At 55.3% G+C, this 19,472-nt stretch carries 17 protein-coding genes; 8 read left to right on the plus strand and 9 right to left on the minus strand.

Annotated features, from left to right (window positions below; translation table 11 throughout):
- The 3 genes from ACQ4N8_RS13400 to ACQ4N8_RS13410 all read left to right on the plus strand — a co-directional run.
- The coding region (locus tag ACQ4N8_RS13400) for a redoxin family protein (RefSeq protein WP_430704876.1) at positions 1–265 on the plus strand (265 nt) is incomplete at its 5' end.
- A 30-nt stretch (positions 266–295) separates the two neighbouring features.
- Positions 296–640, plus strand: coding sequence for an iron-sulfur cluster biosynthesis family protein (locus ACQ4N8_RS13405; RefSeq protein WP_430704877.1), 345 nt, complete (start codon positions 296–298; stop codon positions 638–640).
- Positions 641–869: 229 nt separating this feature from the next.
- Positions 870–1,787, plus strand: coding sequence for an aldo/keto reductase (locus tag ACQ4N8_RS13410; protein WP_430704878.1), 918 nt, complete (start codon positions 870–872; stop codon positions 1,785–1,787).
- A 412-nt stretch (positions 1,788–2,199) separates the two neighbouring features.
- Here the strand turns inward: ACQ4N8_RS13410 and ACQ4N8_RS13415 are convergent, their stop codons facing one another.
- The 3 genes from ACQ4N8_RS13415 to ACQ4N8_RS13425 all read right to left on the minus strand — a co-directional run bounded on the left by ACQ4N8_RS13415 (position 2,200) and on the right by ACQ4N8_RS13425 (position 3,982).
- Positions 2,200–2,403: a response regulator transcription factor gene (locus tag ACQ4N8_RS13415; protein ID WP_430704879.1), complete on the minus strand. Its 204-nt coding sequence runs from the start codon at positions 2,401–2,403 to the stop codon at positions 2,200–2,202.
- A 102-nt stretch (positions 2,404–2,505) separates the two neighbouring features.
- Positions 2,506–3,336, minus strand: a complete 831-nt coding sequence (locus tag ACQ4N8_RS13420) for a hypothetical protein (RefSeq protein ID WP_430704880.1) — start codon at positions 3,334–3,336, stop codon at positions 2,506–2,508.
- A 220-nt stretch (positions 3,337–3,556) separates the two neighbouring features.
- Positions 3,557–3,982 carry an NUDIX domain-containing protein gene (locus tag ACQ4N8_RS13425; protein ID WP_430704881.1) on the minus strand — a complete coding sequence of 142 codons (426 nt, stop codon included), beginning with the start codon at positions 3,980–3,982 and terminating at the stop codon, positions 3,557–3,559.
- A 176-nt stretch (positions 3,983–4,158) separates the two neighbouring features.
- Here ACQ4N8_RS13425 and ACQ4N8_RS13430 point away from each other — a divergent pair, with 176 nt between their 5' ends.
- Entirely contained in the window at positions 4,159–6,066 is a 1,908-nt protein-coding gene (locus ACQ4N8_RS13430) for an FAD-binding protein (RefSeq protein WP_430704882.1), read from the plus strand.
- An 83-nt stretch (positions 6,067–6,149) separates the two neighbouring features.
- On the opposite strand, the gene ACQ4N8_RS13435 is transcribed toward ACQ4N8_RS13430, so the two are convergent.
- Both ACQ4N8_RS13435 and ACQ4N8_RS13440 read right to left on the minus strand, forming a co-directional pair.
- On the minus strand, positions 6,150–6,734 hold the full coding sequence (locus ACQ4N8_RS13435) for a TetR/AcrR family transcriptional regulator (RefSeq protein WP_430704883.1): 585 nt from the start codon (positions 6,732–6,734) through the stop codon (positions 6,150–6,152).
- A gap of 110 nt (positions 6,735–6,844) precedes the next feature.
- Complete coding sequence (locus ACQ4N8_RS13440) at positions 6,845–8,572, minus strand: methyl-accepting chemotaxis protein (RefSeq protein ID WP_430704884.1); 1,728 nt, start codon at positions 8,570–8,572, stop codon at positions 6,845–6,847.
- Between the two features lie 371 nt (positions 8,573–8,943).
- Between ACQ4N8_RS13440 and ACQ4N8_RS13445 the strand changes: the two genes are divergently transcribed.
- Both ACQ4N8_RS13445 and ACQ4N8_RS13450 read left to right on the plus strand, forming a co-directional pair.
- Complete coding sequence (locus ACQ4N8_RS13445) at positions 8,944–9,129, plus strand: hypothetical protein (RefSeq protein WP_430704885.1); 186 nt, start codon at positions 8,944–8,946, stop codon at positions 9,127–9,129.
- Between the two features lie 17 nt (positions 9,130–9,146).
- Positions 9,147–9,395, plus strand: a complete 249-nt coding sequence (locus ACQ4N8_RS13450) for a spore coat protein (protein WP_430704886.1) — start codon at positions 9,147–9,149, stop codon at positions 9,393–9,395.
- 112 nt (positions 9,396–9,507) lie between these two features.
- Here the strand turns inward: ACQ4N8_RS13450 and ACQ4N8_RS13455 are convergent, their stop codons facing one another.
- The gene (locus ACQ4N8_RS13455; RefSeq protein ID WP_430704948.1) at positions 9,508–10,383 is read right to left on the minus strand and encodes an SDR family NAD(P)-dependent oxidoreductase; all 876 of its coding nucleotides are present in this window, start codon (positions 10,381–10,383) and stop codon (positions 9,508–9,510) included.
- Positions 10,384–10,549: 166 nt separating this feature from the next.
- Here ACQ4N8_RS13455 and ACQ4N8_RS13460 point away from each other — a divergent pair, with 166 nt between their 5' ends.
- Complete coding sequence (locus ACQ4N8_RS13460) at positions 10,550–11,002, plus strand: MarR family winged helix-turn-helix transcriptional regulator (RefSeq protein ID WP_430704887.1); 453 nt, start codon at positions 10,550–10,552, stop codon at positions 11,000–11,002.
- 181 nt (positions 11,003–11,183) lie between these two features.
- Here ACQ4N8_RS13460 and ACQ4N8_RS13465 read toward each other — a convergent pair whose 3' ends face one another.
- A complete protein-coding gene (locus tag ACQ4N8_RS13465; protein WP_430704888.1) occupies positions 11,184–11,327 on the minus strand; it encodes a hypothetical protein in 144 nt (47 codons plus the stop codon).
- 184 nt (positions 11,328–11,511) lie between these two features.
- Here ACQ4N8_RS13465 and ACQ4N8_RS13470 point away from each other — a divergent pair, with 184 nt between their 5' ends.
- The gene (locus ACQ4N8_RS13470; RefSeq protein WP_430704889.1) at positions 11,512–12,258 is read left to right on the plus strand and encodes a GTP pyrophosphokinase; all 747 of its coding nucleotides are present in this window, start codon (positions 11,512–11,514) and stop codon (positions 12,256–12,258) included.
- 208 nt (positions 12,259–12,466) lie between these two features.
- Here the strand turns inward: ACQ4N8_RS13470 and ACQ4N8_RS13475 are convergent, their stop codons facing one another.
- Positions 12,467–17,797 (minus strand): glycoside hydrolase domain-containing protein, encoded by a 5,331-nt coding sequence (locus tag ACQ4N8_RS13475; protein WP_430704890.1) that lies wholly within the window; start codon positions 17,795–17,797, stop codon positions 12,467–12,469.
- Positions 17,798–17,845: 48 nt separating this feature from the next.
- A complete protein-coding gene (locus ACQ4N8_RS13480; RefSeq protein ID WP_430704891.1) occupies positions 17,846–19,462 on the minus strand; it encodes an S-layer homology domain-containing protein in 1,617 nt (538 codons plus the stop codon).
- Positions 19,463–19,472: the final 10 nt, after the last annotated feature.

The following is a 19,472-nucleotide window of genomic DNA, read 5'->3' on the forward strand; positions in this document are numbered from 1 at the left end:
GTTGACGATTTCCGTCGACCTGCCTTTTGCCCAAAGCCGCTTTTGTACCGTGGCCGGCATTGACCGCCTCGAGGTATTGACCGATTACAAGAACCGCTCTTTCGGCGAGGCCTATGGCGTGTTAATCAAGGAATTGCAGCTGGATATGCGGTCTATCTTTATTGTGGATGAACACGATACGGTGCGTTATGTGGAATATTTGCGCGAAATGAGCGATCACCCCGACTATGACGCCGCTTTGAATGCATTGAAAGAGCTGATTTGATCTATTTTCGCTAGAAAGGAGACGATGGCGATGAAAGTGGAAATCACGAACTTAACTAAAGAAAAGCTGCAAAAAAGTCTTGGCGGAGAACCGGGGTATTTCAAATTGGTCGGCGAAACGGAAGGCTGCAGCGCAGGAAGCGTGTATTCGCTTCACCTGGTTCGCGAACCGCTCCCGACCGATGTTCCAGTAGCGTCCGACGGTTTCTCCTTTGTGGTCGACCGCCAGCAGGAAATTCTGTTCGATGGCGTAATGCGGCTATATGCTCATGATAACTACCCTACTTTCCGATTAAGCAGCGACTCCATGCTATACAGCGATCACGTCGTGCTGAAAGACAAACGCTACGCGGAAACAGGCGGATCCGTGCGTTAACGTTAACGCACCCGCCTTCAGGCCGCCGGGATACCCCGGCGGCTTTTTTATGCAAAGTGTGTGGTCGCTCGGATTTCATCTTTCGAGTCTTGAAACCGCAGTGCTTCTATGTCACAATGATGGGGGCATCCAGGCGCCGTACGGCACCCGCCGTTGTTTAGTTTATCGATACATACTTGCCGGGATGGACCGTTGATATTTTTCATAAACCATGAGGAGGCTCCAATCCATGAAAACCATCAAGCTTGGAACCAGTACGCTGGAAGTGCCCGTTATCGCCGTCGGCTGCATGCGGATCAATTCGCTGGACAAAACCGAAGCGGAACGTTTCGTGCAAACCTCGCTGGAAGAAGGCGCGAATTTCTTCGACCACGCGGATATATATGGCGGCGGCAACTGCGAGGAGATTTTCGCCGACGCAATCCATATGAACGCCCAGATTCGGGAGAAAATCATCCTGCAATCCAAATGCGGCATCCGTCAGGGTTCGTTCGATTTTTCGAAAGAGCATATTTTGTCGTCGGTGGACGGGATTTTGAAACGCTTGAATACCGACTATCTCGACGTATTGTTGCTGCACCGTCCGGACGCGCTGGTGGAGCCGGAGGAAGTCGCCGAAGCGTTTGACCAACTGCACGGCTCGGGCAAAGTCCGCCACTTCGGCGTATCCAACCAAAACCCGATGCAAATCCAGCTGCTGAAAAAATTCGTAAAGCAGCCGATCGTCGCCAACCAACTGCAGCTCAGCATCACGAACACCACGATGATTTCGGCCGGCATCAACGTCAATATGGAGAATGAAGCGGCCGTCAATCGCGACGGCGGCGTGCTGGATTTCTGCCGCTTGAACGATATTACTATCCAGCCTTGGTCCCCGTTCCAATATGGATTTTTCGAAGGGGTCTTCCTCGGCAGCGACAAGTTCCCCGAGCTGAACCGGAAAATCGACGAAATCGCCGCAAAATACGGCGTGTCCAACACGACGATCGCCATCGCCTGGCTGCTGCGCCATCCGGCCCAAATGCAGCCGATTATCGGCACGATGAATATCGAACGCCTGAAAGACTGCATCAAAGCCGGCGAGATTCGCTTGACCCGCGAGGAATGGTACGAAATCTACCGCGCCGCGGGGAATATTTTGCCGTAATAGCGGCTCCGGTCACGAAAAGAGCAACCTTGGGTCTGTACAGACTCGAGGTTTTCTTTTGGTTTGGGACCCCGCTTTGGCCTCAGAAGATATGAAGGACTTCCCGCCCCTCCGTTTAGACCACCCCGTCTCCGGTTTTAAGCTTTACCGTGGCGTGGGACGAGGAGCTAGTGCATCCCGATTGTTGTATTTAGTACATCATTTTGAAGCGATAAGGGCGGTATTCGGCAAAAATATTGTATTTTGTACAACAATTTGACCTCAGTTGGCGAAAAGCGGCTCGACATGTTGTACGTTTTACAACTTAATTCGTATTAGGCAGGTTAAGTCCCCAAAATGTTGTACGTTTTACAACCCTTATGGGTGACGACGCTATGCTGTCGTTAACGCCGGATCGATCCCGATTACTTCCCTATTCGTCAAATAAGCCCCGTTCCTGCGCGGCGATCAAAACCTGCGTGCGGGAAGACACAGCCATCTTTCCGTACAGCCCGGAAAGGTAGATCCGCACGGTACCTTCCAGTAAAGCCATCGCTTGGGCGATTAGCTTGTTGGTCGCTCCTTGCCGAAGCTGCTTAAGCAGTTCAATTCCTGGCGATTCAGGGGCTCGGCCCAAGCCGCGCCGGCGTAGGCCCGGGCTTGATCGATTAAGGCAGCAAAACCCTGCACATGCCATGTGCAGGGCTTTTTGCCGTTTCGAGTCTGCGTGCGAATCGCTTTACCTCCGAAGAGGCTGGCAGGACGGGCAAAAATACACGTTTCCGCCCAGATAGGCCTGGCGAGTAATCTCGGAGCCGCAAACGGGGCAGGGCTCTTTCCACGTGAGGCTGGACAGGTGTACCTCATACCCGCCCCTCCTCCCCAGCAAATCCTTTTCCGTATTGCGTCCGCCCTGATCGGTCATCTCCCGCAGCGTGTTTTTGACGCTCCGGTACAGCGCCTCCAGTTCCTGCTCCTTCAGCGCCGCCAGCCGGGTGCGGGGATGAATGCCGGCAAGAAACAGGATGTCCTGGAGCACTCCGTTGCCCAGGCCGGGAATGCGCTGCTCGGTGGCGAGAAACGCCTTGGCGCTAAGCGACGGCTTAGCTGCCTCCAGGAGCGAGGCAAAATAGCCTTCATCAAAGTCCGCAGACAGCGGCGAAGGTTTTTCTTTGGCTATGAGGTAGTATGGATTCTCGTTTTCGCCCTCGGGATAAGCCCATAATCCCCCGTACATTTGCACGGTGCATACGATGGAAGCACCGTCGTCCAGCCCGAGAAGCAACTGATGCTTCCCGGGCATCTCTTCCTCTGGCGGGTAATAGCGGATATTGACGCCATCGCCGAAGAGAAGGCGCATCGCTTCCGCGTCGATCTCGATTTGCCCTGCCAGGGCGCGGGCTTCTCCGATGCGCCGTCCATTGAGACGCCGGGGATACTCCGCCGGGTCGCCGAAGTAGAAGGCGAAGCCGTGCGGCGAGGCGTTTGCGGAAACATTTCGGATGGTCCTGCCCGTAACCGTCCGATTCCATTGCGAGGCGATAGTCCGGCTTTCCGGTATTTCCAGCATTTCCATTCCTCCTTATCGATCTTCCCCGTAGTCGGGGAACGGGGCATCCCCCAAAATGCGCTCCCGCCAGACCCTCCCCCAAAGTGTCGCGGTTGGAGGAACTTCCGGAAGGCATGGTGGCGGACACGGTGCCGGCCCTGGCTGACGCGCATTACTGCGAGGTGGATCTCTATTATCCCTTGCGGAGGCTGTAAAGCCACTTCATTGCCCTGACCGTCTGCTACTCTCGGCTCTTCACTGCCTCGATTGCAGGTACAGTGAAGCTGGCAAGCTTGTCCGGCAGCCGATCAAGCGTGAACCACTCGACGGCGCCGATCGCCCCGCCTTCCTCCATGTTTCGCAGCTCGCCGCCAACGACGGACGCTTCGTAAATGACCGATACCCAATGCTCCGCCTTCTCCGGCCGGATCGTCTCGGCCGTGCACATCACCCCCTTCACCGCAATGTCGAGGTTCACCTCTTCCTTGATTTCGCGAATGACCCCTTCTTCCATCGTTTCGTAGAGGTCGATCTTTCCGCCTGGAATGCTCCAGGTATCCTTTTCCGGCGCCCGATTGCGCAGCACCAGCAATATCTCCCGGCGTTCGTTCAGGATCACCGCTCCCACGCCAAGCCGCGGGACTTCCACTCCTGCCGTTTTGTTCATACCCCTTGCCCCCTCTTTAAAGTCGCTGCTTCTATTATAAGGTTAACCGCTTTCTTGACAACTTGTGAATTTTTTCACTTTAATAATAAACCAATCGAGTTAATCTATTAGTGACCGCGTTCAATGACCTCGGTCATCGAACGTAGCCAAACCAATGTTGAAGGGGAGTTTTGGCTATGAAATCTTGGATCAAACCGGTTACGGTTGGCCTCCTAGGTCTTTCGCTCGTGCTTGGAGGCACTCAAATCGGCGGCAAGGCAGGAGTCGACGCGTCCGTTGCCGCAGCGCAGGGAGCAAGCAGTAAAACGGGTACCTCCACGCAAAAAGGATTTGGAGGCGATGTAAAAGTTACCTTGACGGTAGAAGGCAAAAAAATAACCGGGGTGACCATCACCGCCGACAAAGAAACGCCGGAGGTTGGAGGCGCCGCAGCGAAGAAGCTGCAGGAGCAAATGTTGGCCAAGCAAAGTGTTGAGCTGGACGGCATATCCGGTGCCTCCCACACCTCGGCCGCCGTACTGGCTGCCGCCAAAGCGGCGCTCGCGCAAACCGGTTTAAAGCCGTCCGATTTGCAAACGGTTACGACCAACAAGAAGGTCGAAACCGCAACGGCGGATGTCGTCGTGGTTGGCGGAGGCACCTCGGGAACGGCCGCCGCGTTAGCAGCGGCGCAAGGCGGCGCTAAGGTTATCGTACTGGAGAAAACCTCCGCCATGGGCGGCCTGCTGAACTACGCGATGGGCATCGCCGGTACGGAAACCTCGCTCCAGAAAGCTGCCGGCGAAACCGTAACGACCGAGTACCTGTTTAACTATCTGGAAAAATACAATCACTACCGCAGCAACGCCCCGCTGCTCAAAGCCATTCTCAACAAGTCGGGCAGCACGATCGACTGGCTGCAGGCAAACGGCATCGGCTTGCGCCTAAGCCTCGGCGTCAACCAGAAGCTTCACGTCGACTCGCCGAAGACTTACCATCTGTGGACGAATTCCAAAGAAGATTTCGCCAAGCTGCATGAGCGGATGCAAAAAGAACTCGGCGTCGACGTCCGTTTCAACACGACCGGCCAGTCGCTGATCACCGACGCCAACGGCCGCGTGACCGGCGTCAACGCCACGATGGAGGACGGCAGCACGCTGAAGGTCACGGCGAAAAACGTCATCCTCGCCAGCGGCGGATTCGGCGCCAACGAAGAGATGTTCAAAGAGAAAACCAAGGTGAACTACTACAACTATTACGGCTGGGGCAACAAGGGCGAAGGCGTGAAAATGGCTTGGGCCGTCGGGGCCGACGAAATCGGCAGCGGCGTGATTCAAATCCACTTGGGCGACCTTTCGGGCACCAAAGGGATTTTCGAAAACTACAACGGCCGTCCGACTTTTACGGTCAAAGACCTGCCGCTGTTCTGGGTCAATAAAGAAGGTACGCGGTTCGTCGACGAAGGCGTCGTTTACGATAACGTCCTGTGGGGCAACGCGGCATATTCCGCAGGCGGCGAATATTTCGCCGTCATCGACCAGGCCACGGTCGACAAATTGACCAAGGAAGGCAGCCCATTGTGCGGCGCTTATCAGGTGAACGGGGACGGCTTGTTTGCTCAAGGGCGCAACGACGTAAGCAAGTTGAAGACGGCTCCGATCAAAGGTTTGCAGGCCGACCTTGAGACGTTCTCCAAAGATGGCGTCGTTCACATCGGCAAAACGCTGGACGAGCTGGCCAAAGCGACGGGCATGAACGCCGCGAAGCTGAAGGCCTCGGCACAAGCGTACAACCAGGCCGTCACGGCGAAAAAAGATACGCTCTACTATAAAGATCCGGCTTACCTGCAATACACGATCGAAAAAGGTCCCTTCTACGCCATCCGCGTCAGCGGCTCTACCTACGGTTCTATCGGGGGCGTGCGCGTCAACGAGGATCTTCAGGCGCTGACCGCCGAAGGCAAGGTCATCTCCGGCCTCTATGCCGTCGGCAACGACGCCGGCGGATTATACGATAACAGCTATCCGGACGTTGAGGGCTTGACGATGGCATTTGCCGTCAACTCCGGCCGGATCGCCGGGGAACATGCCGCTGCCCATAAATAAATAAGGGACAAGGCTCTACCCCCTCCCTATAACAAGAAACCCGTTCGCCCGATGGCCTCCATCGGAACGAACGGGTTGTTTTTTTAGATGCGAACGGCCTTCATCATAAACTCAAAATAGTCCTGGCCTTCCTTCAGCAAATCGAATTGCTCGACGTCGGCGATCCAATAGCGGACCAACCCCAGATTCCCATCGGACCAGTAATGGCCGATTTTCTCCGGCATCAGTTCGGAGCGGAAAGCCCCTTGCTGCTGCCCCAGCCGGATATACCCCTCGATAAAGCTGTTATGCAAATCGGAAACGTCGCCGCTCGTGAACTGAACGGAATAGATGATTTTGAATATTTCCCGCGACATGGCGGGCCCGCATTCCAATACGGTCCGGAAATAAAGCCGGATATACTCCTGCAGCTGCGGCTCCGCCGGCAGTTCGGGATTCACCTTCAAGCCGTGGAACAAGCGCTCGTTGATATCCTTCAATATTTCGATCGCGATATCGCTTTTGGAGCTGAAATGGGTATAAAAAGAACCTTTGGCCACCTCGCTGGCCTTGCAGATTTGCGAGATGGTCACCTCGTCGTACCCGTAGGCCGAGATCAGCTCGATCGAATTGCGCAAAATCTTCTCTTTGGTCAGCAGCGACTGCTGCTCCCGCTTCTTCAATGTCATGCTTGGTTCCCCATCCATCGGTTATTGGCCGGATCACCCGATCCTTCTCTTGTTCCAGTGTAACGGATGACTTCCCCGGGGTGCAAGCTTTCCGAATCCAAGCTCCCCCGCTAAAACTTGAATTGGCCGACTAGGCGATTCAGCTCGTCCGCCACGTCCTTCATTTCGCCGGCCGATGACGAGACTTGCTCCATGCTGGCCAGTTGCTCCTCGGTGGACGCCGATATTTCCTCCGTGGATGCGGTCGACTCCTGAGCGATCGAGGAGATGCTTTCGATCGTGCCGATGACCTCGTTCTTGTCGTGGTTCACCTGGTCGATGCCGCCGATCAGCACCTGCATTTCCTCAATGATATGATGCACCGTTTGGTCGATCTTCTTGAAGGCTTGTCCGGTTTCCCGCGAAACCTCGCTCGTCCGGGTAATGACCTCGGCGCCTTGCTGCATGTAGCCCTGCGTCCGGCTCACCGCCGTGCTTACTTCCCGAACCATCTCTTCGATCCCTTGCACGGAGCCGGTCGTTTGCTCGGCCAGCTTGCGGATTTGCATCGCTACCACGGCAAACCCCCGGCCCTGCTCCCCGGCCCTAGCGCTTTCGATCATCACGTTCAAAGCCAGCAAATTCGTCTGCTCCGCCACCGTTTTGATGACCGAGGTGACCTGCGTGATCGCCTCCGATTTCGCGCTGAGATCGTTTACCTGTTCCTCGATGCCCATCGTCACTTCCGCGTTTTCGCGAATGGCCTGCTGCAGTTGCTTCATGCTTCCCATGCTGATTTGGTTCGCTTCCCGCGTCTCTTCGATGGTCGCTTTCATCTGATCGGCCCGCTGCGCCAGCGATATGATTTCTTCTGCGAGCCGGTTCAGCCGTTCCAGCCCTTCCTGCGAGTTCAACGCCAGATCCCCGGAACCGGCGGCCAGCGAATCCGTCGCCGCGGAAATTTCCCTGGCGGCGATCGAGGATTCCTCGATCATGGCGGAAAGCTGCTGCGAGCCGGCCGTCACCCGGATGGCGCTGCGCTGAATATTCTCCATCATGCCGCCCAGCGTTCTTCGCATATGCGCGAGATCCGCCGCCATTTTGCCGATTTCGTCGTTGCCGTTATGTACGAATTCCGTCGAGAAATCCCCTGCCGCAAATCCTTTGATCCGATCCGACATCATCGAGATCGGCCGGATCATTCTCCGGGCCATCAACAGGCCGAGCCCCACCGCGAACAACAAAATAACCAGCGAAATGATAATCGTTTCGAGCAAGGCTTCGCGGATTTGCGCATACATGCTTTCCAGCGAGATCCCGACGTTCAATGCTCCGGAAAGCTCCTCGCTATAAGCGAAATCCGTTGAAATGTTATATACCTTTTCCCCGCCGGCCGTTTCCAAAATGCTTCCCCGGGTTTCCTGCCGGGCAACGACCGCCGATATATCGGTGCCGGAGCCCGCGGCCGAGGCAGAGGAGGTGGCGTCCGTCTCCGCGGTCTCGCCTTCCTTCCGGATCTTGCTGTTATCGGAAACGATCATTTGTCCGGAGGCGTCGGATAATGAAATATATTCGATATTCCCGTTCCCTTCCGTTTTGATCGTTTGGAACACCTTCTGCAGTTCCTCCAGGTTCATAATCTCGTTATTGGCGATCTCCCGTTTCATGTTCGTAACCAGCGTCGTGCCGTCGCTTTTCATCTGCATGGTCATCGATCTTTGCACTTCATAATAGGAGACCAGCGTAAACGAAACCGCGCACACCGCCATCAGCAATACGATCAACGCGAGTATTTTGCCGGTAAGCGATGAGAACCGGAACAACCTGAAGAAACGCAATGGCTTGACTTGCCTGGACATAAATTATTCCACCTTTTGAGATTATTTTCACATGTAAAAAATGCAGGTTACGCCAATTTTTGTCGATTCATGCACAATTACGGCTTTACTAATTTTAACAAAAAACGTAAAAATCACAGTGACTATTTTAATATCTTCCATGCCAGGGGATGTAGGACTTTGGACGCATACACGCCCGCATTTCCCCGTTCGAGCAATGAAATAAGGCCCGAAACGCTGCAGCTGCGGTCGAGCGACTGCCGCTGAACAGTCGGCGTCACATTTTATCCAAGAATCCGCTCTTCTCCCGCCGGACGAACGAGCTTTCGCGCATATTTGCCTGTGAATCGCAGACAATAACCAGCGAATACCAAATGAAAGGAGCAAGAGGCATGGCCCAAATCAACGAGCAGGAGCTGCAAAGCCTGCGGCACCTCATCGGCGCCCATGAGACGGCACACCAAAAAATGCTCACCTACGCGCAGCAATCCGCCGACCCGCAGGTAAAGGCTTATTTTCAAAAATCGGCCCAGGACGCGCTGAACACCAAGCAACAGCTAATGTCATTTTTAAACTAGGGAGGAATCAGGTCGACATGATGCAAGATAAAGACATGGTCAATGACGCGCTTTCGATGGTCAAAAGCAGCCTGACCACCTACACCAGCGTGATTTCGGAATGCGCCAATCCCCAGCTGAGATCCACGATCCAGCAGATTCGGAACAATTGCGAGGCATCCCAATACGAGTTGTTCCACCTGGCGCAATCGAAAGGCTTCTATCAACCGGCGATGATGGCGGACAACATGGAAGTCCAGCAAGTGAAATCGCAGTTGGGCGGCTGAGCAAAAGGTTAGTTTGCGCAAAAAAGACGATCTCGCTTTCATTGCGAGATCGTCTTTTTCGTTTACGATTTGTCTTCTCCTGCAGGAGCGGCAGACCATCGTCTTGTAACCTTTATTCGAGGAACCCATGATGAGACAGCAGGTCTTGGGTGGCGTTCCATAACTTTTTTTGCATTGCGGCATCTCCTCCAGGGTGCACGGGCTTAATCGGATTCCCGGTTCCCACGTTGAAGTACCCTCCTGTCACCTCTTGATACTTTGAGTCCGTGATTAAGCGAGTCATGATTTCAGCCCCCCTTCGGGGATCTCCAATATGAAAAAGGTTCATAAGACGTTCGATGACAGATGCAAATCTGAGTTCACGTCCAAGGCCGGTGACATTGAATCCCGGATTCAGGGCATTCACACTGATCCCCGTACCAGCCCATCGTCGGGCCAATTCAACCGTGAACATGATGTTCAACAACTTGGTTTTTCCATATATCGCGGACGAGCCGCGGGCAGTAAAAGGAGAGGTATCGGTTAAATCCTCAGGCAGCTGTAATTTGCCATGGTTTCGCGAGGCTTCCGAGGCAACATTGACAACCCGGGCTTTCCCCGCTTTTTGTAAGGATGGCTGCAAGGCATGCGTCAGTAACCATGGAGCTAAATAGTTAACGGCGATCATTTCCGAAAATCCCTCGGAGGTGATTCGCGGCTTGAAGGCGTGAATTCCCGCATTGTTCAAAAGCACATCGATGACAGGGTACGCTGCAGCAATTTCTTTGCCGACTCGCTTAACCTCACTCATTAACGACAGGTCCCCGAAAAAGAAGGCAACATTGGCGGAAGCATGGGTTTCTTGAATGATTTTCTTCGTTGCTTCCGCGCGTGCTCTGCTTCTAGCTGTCAGAACCAGGCGGAAACCTCGTTTCGCCAAATCAATGGCCGCAAGCTGTCCCAGACCACTTGTGGCTCCGGTTATGACAACAACTGGATTTTTCGGCATCATGACCATTCTCCTTTATGGTGATACAATATTTTTGAAAAAATAAATCCAAAAAAACGGTATCAGCCAATGAATTTGATTGATATATGTCAACTATATTGATTTAATTGATATATGTCAATCAAATGGAGAAGTTATTTTTTGACTGAAAGTAAGGTGGATATAGATGGAAAACAATCAATCCAGCAATAACCCGAGAGAGCAATTGGAGATCGCTTTAGGCGAGCAGCTTAACGCTCTCATCAGCGCTGCGCATGCATTAAACGTCAGGGCTGCGGCGCGGTTCGATTCGTCGTTGCAGCCTGCTTCCTTCCATATTGTTCGTTGGCTCTACTCTTACGGGCCAACAAGTGCTGCGGCCCTAGCGGAATCAACGGCTATGGATCGCAGTTCCGTAAGCCGACTCGCGAAACAATTGGAAGTTCTTGGGTATGTGAGAAGGGAAGCTTCTCCTGATGATGGCCGAGCCATTCTTCTTTCACTTACAGAGTACGGACAGCAAAAGACAATTCAGGCCCTCAAAGAAAAAGAGTCCGTTTTTTTTGAACGGATCTCAGGCTTGAATGATGCTCAACTTCATGAATTCATCCAACTTCTCAGACACTTTAATGGTTTTTGAGTCACTAGGAACGTTGCTCCAGTACCGTCGTTGGATAGCGGGCTAATTCTCTGCTCAACTCGGCTACGGCCTCATCCAACACGCTTAACGGACGCGCTGCTTCTGCAGCGGACGACTTAAAAAGAAGAGGAGCCGTCCCTAGGCTCTCCGGATGAAAAGTCTTTGGGCGGCTCCGTTTGGGTTAAGCATGGTATTTTTCGGTGGGCTGGTTTAGAATCCACTCCAACATATCGACCTGGGCTTGGATCACGGGGTCGTTTTCCCTGACGGCCAACAGTTGTTTAAGTTCGATCAGCTTGCGTTTGACTTGGTCTTCCGTTCTCATGGAATTTCCTCCGACATTCACAGTTTCGCCGCATTCGTGGGCCTGAACGCTTATGCGTTCATTATACCATACCGGCTGAGCGGCTCTCGCTTCCGCCCTTTCTGGCATCCCGGCTACCCCCTAGGCTATAATGGGAATAGGCAATCGTTTTTGCATCTTAAGACAAAGGACGGAAAACCAAACCATGATCGACAAGCCCAATGCCAATCCCCTGGAACAAATGAAGGCTTTGCAGAAAACGCTGACGCGGTTCATCATGATGTACAAATTCGCGCTCCATGAGGTGGAGACCAAAATCGAAATTTTGCAGGAGGAGTTTCAACTGCTCCATGATTATAATCCGATCGAACACACGAAATCGCGGGTCAAATCGCCGGAAAGCATCATGAAAAAGCTCTATCGCAAAGGCGGCATCACCTCTCTTGACGACATCAAGCGCAACATTCACGATATCGCCGGTATCCGGATTACCTGCTCTTTTATTTCGGACATTTACCGGATCAGCGAGATGCTGCAAGCCCAAAAGGATTTGAACATTCTCTCGGTGAAGGATTATATCAAAAATCCCAAGCCCAACGGCTACAAAAGCCTGCACATGTTAGTCGAGGTCCCGGTGTTTATGTCGGACCGCGAAGAACTGGTCTGCGTCGAAATCCAAATCCGTACGATCGCCATGGATTTCTGGGCCAGCCTGGAGCACAAAATTTTCTACAAATACAACGAGTCCGTCCCGGAACGGCTGCTGCAGGATCTCAAAAACGCCGCCGACACCGCTTACGAGCTCGATATGAAAATGGAACAGCTCCAGCAGGAGATGGAGGAGATCAAGCACGCCCACCAAGCGGAGGCCAACGGCGATTTCCAACTGCTGCTCGACAACCAGAAGATCAACATCCCGCAAAACCTGCTTCGGTTGCTGTCGGGAGAATAACACGGTTGGATCAGGAGGTCGGGTCGCGGGCAGGTTCTGGGCACAATTAAGCGGAAAAAGTCCGGCGAATTTAACTAAAAAAAGAAGCAGAGCGCCCGTTCGCTCTGCTTCTTTCATTAGCAATCTTCACGCATCCCCTGCCGGCCCATAGGCGGCGACGATGGCATCGGCGATGCGCGTCGCGGCCCCTTTTCTATCAACTCGATTTTTATTTTTTGGTAAACGAGGCGTTATCGAAGTTACCGATGTAGATATACTTCGAGTCTGTCGTACCGGTCAGGACGAGATACACATCATAAACCCCGGTAACGGTTCGGTTCAGTTCGCCGGACGCAATCTTGTAGGTTCCCCAGGACCCCGCCGTCGGCGGAACGGGAAGCGTGCCAACCAACGTGCCGTCTACTCCACCGAGCCGAACTTCGACCACGGCATCATTGGGGCAACTGCTGCTGTTGCCTGAGTACTCGATCGAGAACTCATTCACTCCGGCGCTGCCGAAGTCCATTCCTTTGTAGGCGAGCCAAGCGCCGTTAAAGGTGTTTGCGACCTGATTATGGCCATTGCTGATTTCTGTTTTGAGAGGCGTCCCTTTCGCCGGATTTTTCGCCGTCGACCACGCATCATAGTTTTCCAGTTCCAGCTTGGCAAAGTCGGTTCTGGTATTTATATACGAAAAGGCCGCAGATTCAAAATTCCCGATATAGGTGTATTTCGAATCGGTTGTACCGGCGAGCACGAGATAAACGTCCTGCACGCCGGTCAAGGTCCGGTTCAATTTGCCGGATGCCGTTTTGTATTCTCCCCAGGAACTGGCCGTCGGCGGCGTGGCTACTGTCCCGACCAAGGTGCCGTTAGCGCCGCCAAGCCGAATTTCGACCCTGGCGTCCGAAGCCGTATTCGAGGTGTTGCCCGCATAGGTAATGGAGAACTGATTGACGCCTTCGCTGCCGAAATCCATTCCTTTGTAGGCCATCCATGCCCCATTGAACGTATTGGCTACTTGATCGCTTTCGATTCCGCCTGAAGCCCGCTCCTTTTTTAAAGGAGTGCCTTTGGCGGGATTCAGCTCGGTCGTCCATTCATCGAAGTTTTCAAGCTCCAGTTGGGCAAAGTCGGTTCTGATCTTCTGATTTCCCCAGGTAAACTTGTCGAAGTTTCCGATGTATGGGCGTGCGCTCGTCGTGCTGCCTCTCATGACAACGTAAAGGTCCTGTTTCCCGGTTACGGTTTTGGCGAATGCGGCGTTGACGGTCGAGTAATTGTCCCAGCCGTTGCCGGTGTTCGGCAACGTTACCGTGCCGACAAGTTCTCCGTCCACGCCGCCCAGCCGGAATTCGAGCGCCGCGTCGGTCGGAGCCTTATCCGATGGAGCCGTGTATTCCACGATTACCCGGTTCGCTCCTTCCGTGCCGAAATCAATGCCCTTATACGACAGCCAAGCGCCGTTAAAGGTATTTTTCACCACGGTTCCGTTGTTCGCGTCTTCCGTTCCAAGCGGGTTGTTATTGAACGTATTCACGTCTATCGACATCGTTGAGAATCGCTCGAACTGAACCGTTTTCGGGTCTTCCACCGGCGGTTCCGGCTCGACCGGCAGCTCCGGCACGTCAGGCGTTTTTGCCGGTACCGGAATCGGTTCTGGCAGTTCACCTTCGCCCGGATGTTCGGGTGGTTCGGGAGCCTGTTCCGGCTGCGAGACGATTGGCTCAGCCAGCCACACCGAATCGTAGATGCTGCCGTTATAGTCATCCACCAGGTAAATGTTCACCTGATATCTGCTCGAATTGACGTTAAACGTCTGCGATAAGTCGAATGCTCCCGTTTCCACGGGCACGGCGCTGGACAACATCGCCTGGCCGCTGCCGTTCATCAGTTGGATGACGGCGACCGCCTGATCGGCGTAAGCTCCTTTCAGGTTACCGTCGATATTCACCACCATATTGCCTTTCCGGTTCACGTCCGCCTTCAGGTCGAACACGTCCCACACGATATCGGAGGTGTAAACCTTATCGGAAACCAAACGCTCGCCGGGAGCTCTCCCCGAGCTTGCGTCTCCCTTGATTCTGACTTGAACCTGTCCCGCCGCATAAGCGCCCGGACCCACGATTTGCGGATTGGCGGAAGCGGCCGTCCAGTTCTTGCCTCCGTCGGTCGTGAATTCATAGTCGGTTGCGTTCTCAAAGCCCGGCACGACGGTCCAACCGAAGGTATTGGCTTCGTCATCGGCCACGGGCCCGGTCGGAGCCGCAGGCACCGTCAGCCGCTTCACGGCTTCCAGTCCGAAATCGAAAGCGATATCCGAACTGCTGCCCCCCGATTGATGGACCTCCGCCGTCAGCACGTTGGTGCCTGTCACCAGCAGCGACGGGTCGATACGGAACGTGTTCTTGTCCCGCTCGTCGTTGACGGTGACGTTGGCGTATGTGGTATAGCCTACCGGACCGCCTGGCATATTGGTACGAATGATTTCCTTCCCGTTCAGGTAAACGACGGCGCCGTCGTCGCGAACCAACGCGGCGTCAAGTTCAAGGATATCCTGGGTGTCCGCCACCTCGAACGTTTTACGGAAGTACGTCGTCGGATACTTGTTGTTGCCGTCCGTTCCGTAGCCGACGATCGTTTTGGCGTAGCCTTTATTATCGTAACCGAGCGGAGCCGCCCCCGCGCCCCAGGCGTTGTCGTCGAACCCGGCCTCGTGCCAGCCGCCGTTCGGCGCTTGCCCTTTGTCGTAATATTTCCACGCCGAGCCAAGGGCGATCAGCTCCTGACGGCTAAGCGTATCGTCGACGCCGGCGCCGTAATCGGTCATCGGCGGGGTCGACTTGGCCGTGGCGCCCCAAGCCATATTCGGCTTGGACCCCATTTCGAACTCCAAGGTTCCGCCGGCCATGATCTCCTTGTAGTCGATCCAGGCCTGGTCGAAGTTCTTCCCGTTCAACAGCGCCGATTGAATGAAGCGGTTCTGGCTGGAAACGTTGTTCGCCTTGATCGTCAACGTCTTTCCGCCGTCCAGATGCAGCTTCACTTCCGAGAAGATCGGCGATCCGATCAGGAAAGCGGCGTCCCCCGGATTGGCCGGGAACAAGCCTAACGCGCTGTACACGAACCAAGAGGCCATCGCGCCCGCATCGTCGTCCATCGACGGCAGGTACCCTTCCGGGTCGGCCCGGTACACGCGCGATTGGAGCGGATACGAGTAAGCCCCGTGGTTGTGGTATTTTTGCGTGACCACTTCCGTCGTGAATTCCCGGGCGTAATATTGGGTCAGATAAGGATACCCCAGATAATTGAACAAATACGGGGCATCCAAGTCCGTTTCGTTAATGGCCATGTATTCGTCTCTTTGGAAAAAGTCCACCAGTTGCTTGGCCATTTCCGTTTTGCCGCCCACCAGCTCGGCCAGTCCTTGAATGTCCTGCATCACGGACCAGCGATACTGCCACAGATTGCCTTGGTAGGCGTATTTGTCCACCGCCGTAACGTCCGAGCCGCTGACGTCCGTCCCGTTCGGCGTGAAGAAACCGATCTTCTTGCCGGTTTCGTCGGCCTGTTTCGGATTCCACAGGCTTTGGTAAGACTGCGCCACGCGCTTGTATTTCTCGTACGTATCTTTGTCGCCGATCAGCTCGGCCAATTTCATCGGGAAATAGCCGCTTCTCGCCTTTTCCAGTTGGCCGGACACTTTATCCTGGTCCCCGAAGTTATCGGCATCGGCGCCCATACCTTTCAGTGCCGTATAGGCGTCGAAATCCTTGAATCCCTTCGCGTAGGCATCCAGGACAACCGCGCCGTTAAACTCGTTGCGCACCGTCGGGCTTGGCCAGTAGCCATCCCCCCACTGGGTATATGTCCCGCGCGTTTTGTACAAATCGACCAGCGATTTGACCATGTTGTTGTATTCCTTCGGCGTCAGCACGGAGAACAGGGCATATTTTCGGAAATCGTCCCAGGTCGTCCAGCCGTTGTAATACTCGAAATCGTCGCCCAGCTCCGAGGCTTGGCGGATCGTGTTCTCGTCCCGTCCCGCCCGGAAGGTGCCCGCCGAGCTGGTGACGTTCTTGGGATGGAGGAACGTATGGTACAGCTGCGTGTAAAAAATCCGCTTATTCTCTTCGTCCGCATCCGTCACCTCGACCTTGCCGAGCAGCTCGTTCCAGGCGTTGCGGATTTTGGCGTGCTGGGCATCGAAATCCCATCCTACGATATCGTGATCGCGCTCGTATTTCGCCTGCTCGACGCTGATCGGCGACAAGCCGACCTTGGCTTGCACCGTTGTACCCCCAGCCGTATTGAAGTTGACCCACGCGCCGGTTTTCGGGCCGGTGCGCGTCGCTTCCGCTCCGGTTGCATCGCCGGACCAAGAGGTGTAGGAATCAAAGTCTTGGTCGAACTGGATGGAGTAATACATCGTGTAATAACCGTGTTCGCAAACATTCTTGGCTTTAATCATGCCGGAAATCGTATTATTGTTCTCGACTTGCAGGCTGGCATCCAGCATACCGTCTCTGCTGTAGTTATTGCTTAAATCGACAAGCACGGATCCGGTCGACGCGTTCTCCGGGAAAGTATACCGATGAAAGCCTACCTTATCCGACGCGGTCAGCTCGACCCCGACGCCGGAAGCCAGTTTCACCGCGTAATAACCCGCGGAAGCCTGCTCGCTGTTTTTGTCGTAGGGTTGCTTGTATTCGTTGCTGTTGTTCGTGAACGTGCGGGTTTCCGGCATCATCAGGATGTTGCCGCCCGCCCCGTTGCAGCCGACGCCGCTAAACCGCAGATGCGAAAACCCCTTCAGGTTTTTATCCTGATAGTAGTAGCCGCTAAAAGCGCCGCCGTCGCTATCCGGTCCCAGCGAGACCAGCCCGAACGGCATGGTCGGCCCCGGATTCGTCTGGCCGTTGTCGCCCAGCGTATTGATGAACGGGTCCACGTAGTCGGCCGGGTCCAGGCCTACCGGCGGATACGCCGGCGTTTGTCCCGCGTCGACCCCGTAGAGCTCCAACTCGTACAGGCGCACCGTATTGGAGTCGTAGGCCCCTTGGCTCACGTAAAACCGTACGTACCGGGCGGAAAAAGGCTCCGGCAAATAACGGTCGACGATCGTCTGCGCGTTGTTTTGCACGACGTCGACATCCGTCCAGGCCGCGCCGTCGTCACTTTTTTGCAGGCGGAAATTTTTCGTGTTCCAGAACGGGCTGGTGCCTTCGTTCAAGCCCGCGTTTTTGACGACCCACTCATTGATGGTATATACCTGGCCCAAATCGAGCTTCATCCACTTGATCTTCGCCGCCGAGTTATCGCACCACTTGGTATCGTTTTTGCCGTCTACGGCAAACTTGGGGCCTTCGCTGCTTTTGCATTGGCCCGAGGCCGTCGCCTTGGCGTTCAGCGCCACATTGCGGGTAGCCGTTCCCCCTCCCGCCGCCGCGGCAACCGCCCGCAGCTCGGCCGCCGAAACGGTGCCGACGACGAACAGCGATTCCATCAAGCCGTACAACAGCATCACCGTCAACAATATCGAGACTATCCTCTTCCCCATCGCGTTTCGTTTCCCTCGCTTTCGTCTAGTCCATGATCCGTCCGACATTTACAGGAGCCGCCCGACCATGACGGCCACTTCGGCCCGGGTTACCGCTTGACGCGGGTGAAAGCGGCTGCCGTCCCCCTGAATCCAGCCCTGCGTCCATGCCTGATTCGCCGCGGCCGTCGCCCAGGCCGAGATCTCCTTCGCATCAGCGAAAGCCGGGGCTCCCTGTCCGCCCTTACCCGATGCGTCCATGGCCTCCGCCGCGCGCACCAGCGATACGACGGCTTCCTCCCGCGTAATCGGATCGTTGGGCCGGAACGCCCCGTTATAGCCCGAGACGATGCCTAGGGCCGCAGCTTGCGCTACCGGTTGTGCGTAATACCGGTCCGCCGTTACGTCCTTGAACGGGGTTGCGCCAGAACCGCTTGTAGTAGCCTGGCCCGTACCATCGGCTTGCTCTACGCCACGCATGATCAGCGTGACGAATTCCGCGCGCGTGATGCTGCGGTTCGGGGCGTAGTGCCGTTCATCCACGCCGGTGACGATATGCTTCGCCGCCAGCGATTTCACGGCTTGTTCCGCCCAGTGCCCGACCAAGTCCAGGAACGTTTTGTTATATTCCAAAATCGCATAGTAGCTAAAATGCTCCGCCGTAAAGGTGAATACGCCGCCTTCCAATTTACCCGGCACGTATTCGGCTCCCTGGCCGTCCACGTAATATACGCCGGCCAGCTCGGCGGAAATCTTCTTCTCCTGCTCTTCGGTCAACTTCAGCGTGACGATTGCCGGCCGATCCAGCTGGTGAATCTCCTGAATCCGATCCCCGGAGATGACCTGAATGACTACCGACAGCACGACGCCGGTCGGCTTATAGTCGGCATCGGCCCGCAGCGACTGCTCCACCGTCGTTTGCGCTACCGCGGACCAGGCCGCGTTCAGCACGACGCGCACCCGCGACGACGCGTTGTCTGACGCCGCAATGGCTCCGGCCGAAAAGCGTACCGTCCGGGTTCCCGTCGTAATCACAAGGCCTAGGTTCTTCGCCTTGAGCTCGTTCAAAGCTTGCCCCGGCAGCTCCAACGCGGTTCCCGCTTCGCCGGCCGCCGCTGGCAGCTCAATCGATACCGCGCCGCCGCTGACCGCTTGCTGAGCGGTTTGCGCCAACGTGTCGCTGCCGACGATATACCGTCCGTCCTGCGCCAGCTCCGGCCGCGCGATGGAACCGTCGGCCTGGCCGGCGCCAGGCGGGATACCCGTTCCATCCGCCGGAGTCGAAGCCGCAGGGGGAGTCGGACTCGTCCCCGAACCGCCGCCACCCGGCGTGCTCCCGCTTACGACAGAGAACGTCTCGGTTTTCGTTTCGCCCCCGCTGCCCGCAACGACGGTATAGCGGCCCGGCGGAGCGAGATCGTCGCTCGCCGGAATCCCGACGGTTGCGGAATAGTTGCCGCTGACCGCCTGGATCATGTCGACGTAAAAGACCGTTTGCGCCGGACTAACGATTTTGATGGCGACGGCATCGTCCGACTCGCCCGGAACCGTGCCGGATAACGTCAGTTCGCCGCCGCGGCGCACTTCCTTCGTGCTTAGCGTTAACGTGAAGGCGTCGGCCGCCAGGACGGAGACCGGCGAGAGCGCGAACAGCAACGCCAGCAAGCCTGCCATATATTTTTTCACGGAGTATCGT

Origin of the sequence: Paenibacillus macerans (genome assembly GCF_050565405.1) — a bacterium.
Lineage (GTDB): Bacteria > Bacillota > Bacilli > Paenibacillales > Paenibacillaceae > Fontibacillus > Fontibacillus macerans_B.

Bases quoted from the DNA above. Each gene is read 5' to 3' on its own strand.
- ACQ4N8_RS13405 (WP_430704877.1), top strand. From the start codon at position 296: ATGAAAGTGGAAATCACGAACTTAACTAAAGAAAAGCTGCAAAAAAGT.
- ACQ4N8_RS13410 (WP_430704878.1), top strand. From the start codon at position 870: ATGAAAACCATCAAGCTTGGAACCAGTACGCTGGAAGTGCCCGTTATC.
- ACQ4N8_RS13420 (WP_430704880.1), bottom strand. From the start codon at position 3,336: ATGCTGGAAATACCGGAAAGCCGGACTATCGCCTCGCAATGGAATCGG.
- ACQ4N8_RS13425 (WP_430704881.1), bottom strand. From the start codon at position 3,982: ATGAACAAAACGGCAGGAGTGGAAGTCCCGCGGCTTGGCGTGGGAGCG.
- ACQ4N8_RS13430 (WP_430704882.1), top strand. From the start codon at position 4,159: ATGAAATCTTGGATCAAACCGGTTACGGTTGGCCTCCTAGGTCTTTCG.
- ACQ4N8_RS13435 (WP_430704883.1), bottom strand. From the start codon at position 6,734: ATGACATTGAAGAAGCGGGAGCAGCAGTCGCTGCTGACCAAAGAGAAG.
- ACQ4N8_RS13440 (WP_430704884.1), bottom strand. From the start codon at position 8,572: ATGTCCAGGCAAGTCAAGCCATTGCGTTTCTTCAGGTTGTTCCGGTTC.
- ACQ4N8_RS13445 (WP_430704885.1), top strand. From the start codon at position 8,944: ATGGCCCAAATCAACGAGCAGGAGCTGCAAAGCCTGCGGCACCTCATC.
- ACQ4N8_RS13450 (WP_430704886.1), top strand. From the start codon at position 9,147: ATGATGCAAGATAAAGACATGGTCAATGACGCGCTTTCGATGGTCAAA.
- ACQ4N8_RS13455 (WP_430704948.1), bottom strand. From the start codon at position 10,383: ATGCCGAAAAATCCAGTTGTTGTCATAACCGGAGCCACAAGTGGTCTG.
- ACQ4N8_RS13460 (WP_430704887.1), top strand. From the start codon at position 10,550: ATGGAAAACAATCAATCCAGCAATAACCCGAGAGAGCAATTGGAGATC.
- ACQ4N8_RS13465 (WP_430704888.1), bottom strand. From the start codon at position 11,327: ATGAGAACGGAAGACCAAGTCAAACGCAAGCTGATCGAACTTAAACAA.
- ACQ4N8_RS13470 (WP_430704889.1), top strand. From the start codon at position 11,512: ATGATCGACAAGCCCAATGCCAATCCCCTGGAACAAATGAAGGCTTTG.
- ACQ4N8_RS13475 (WP_430704890.1), bottom strand. From the start codon at position 17,797: ATGGGGAAGAGGATAGTCTCGATATTGTTGACGGTGATGCTGTTGTAC.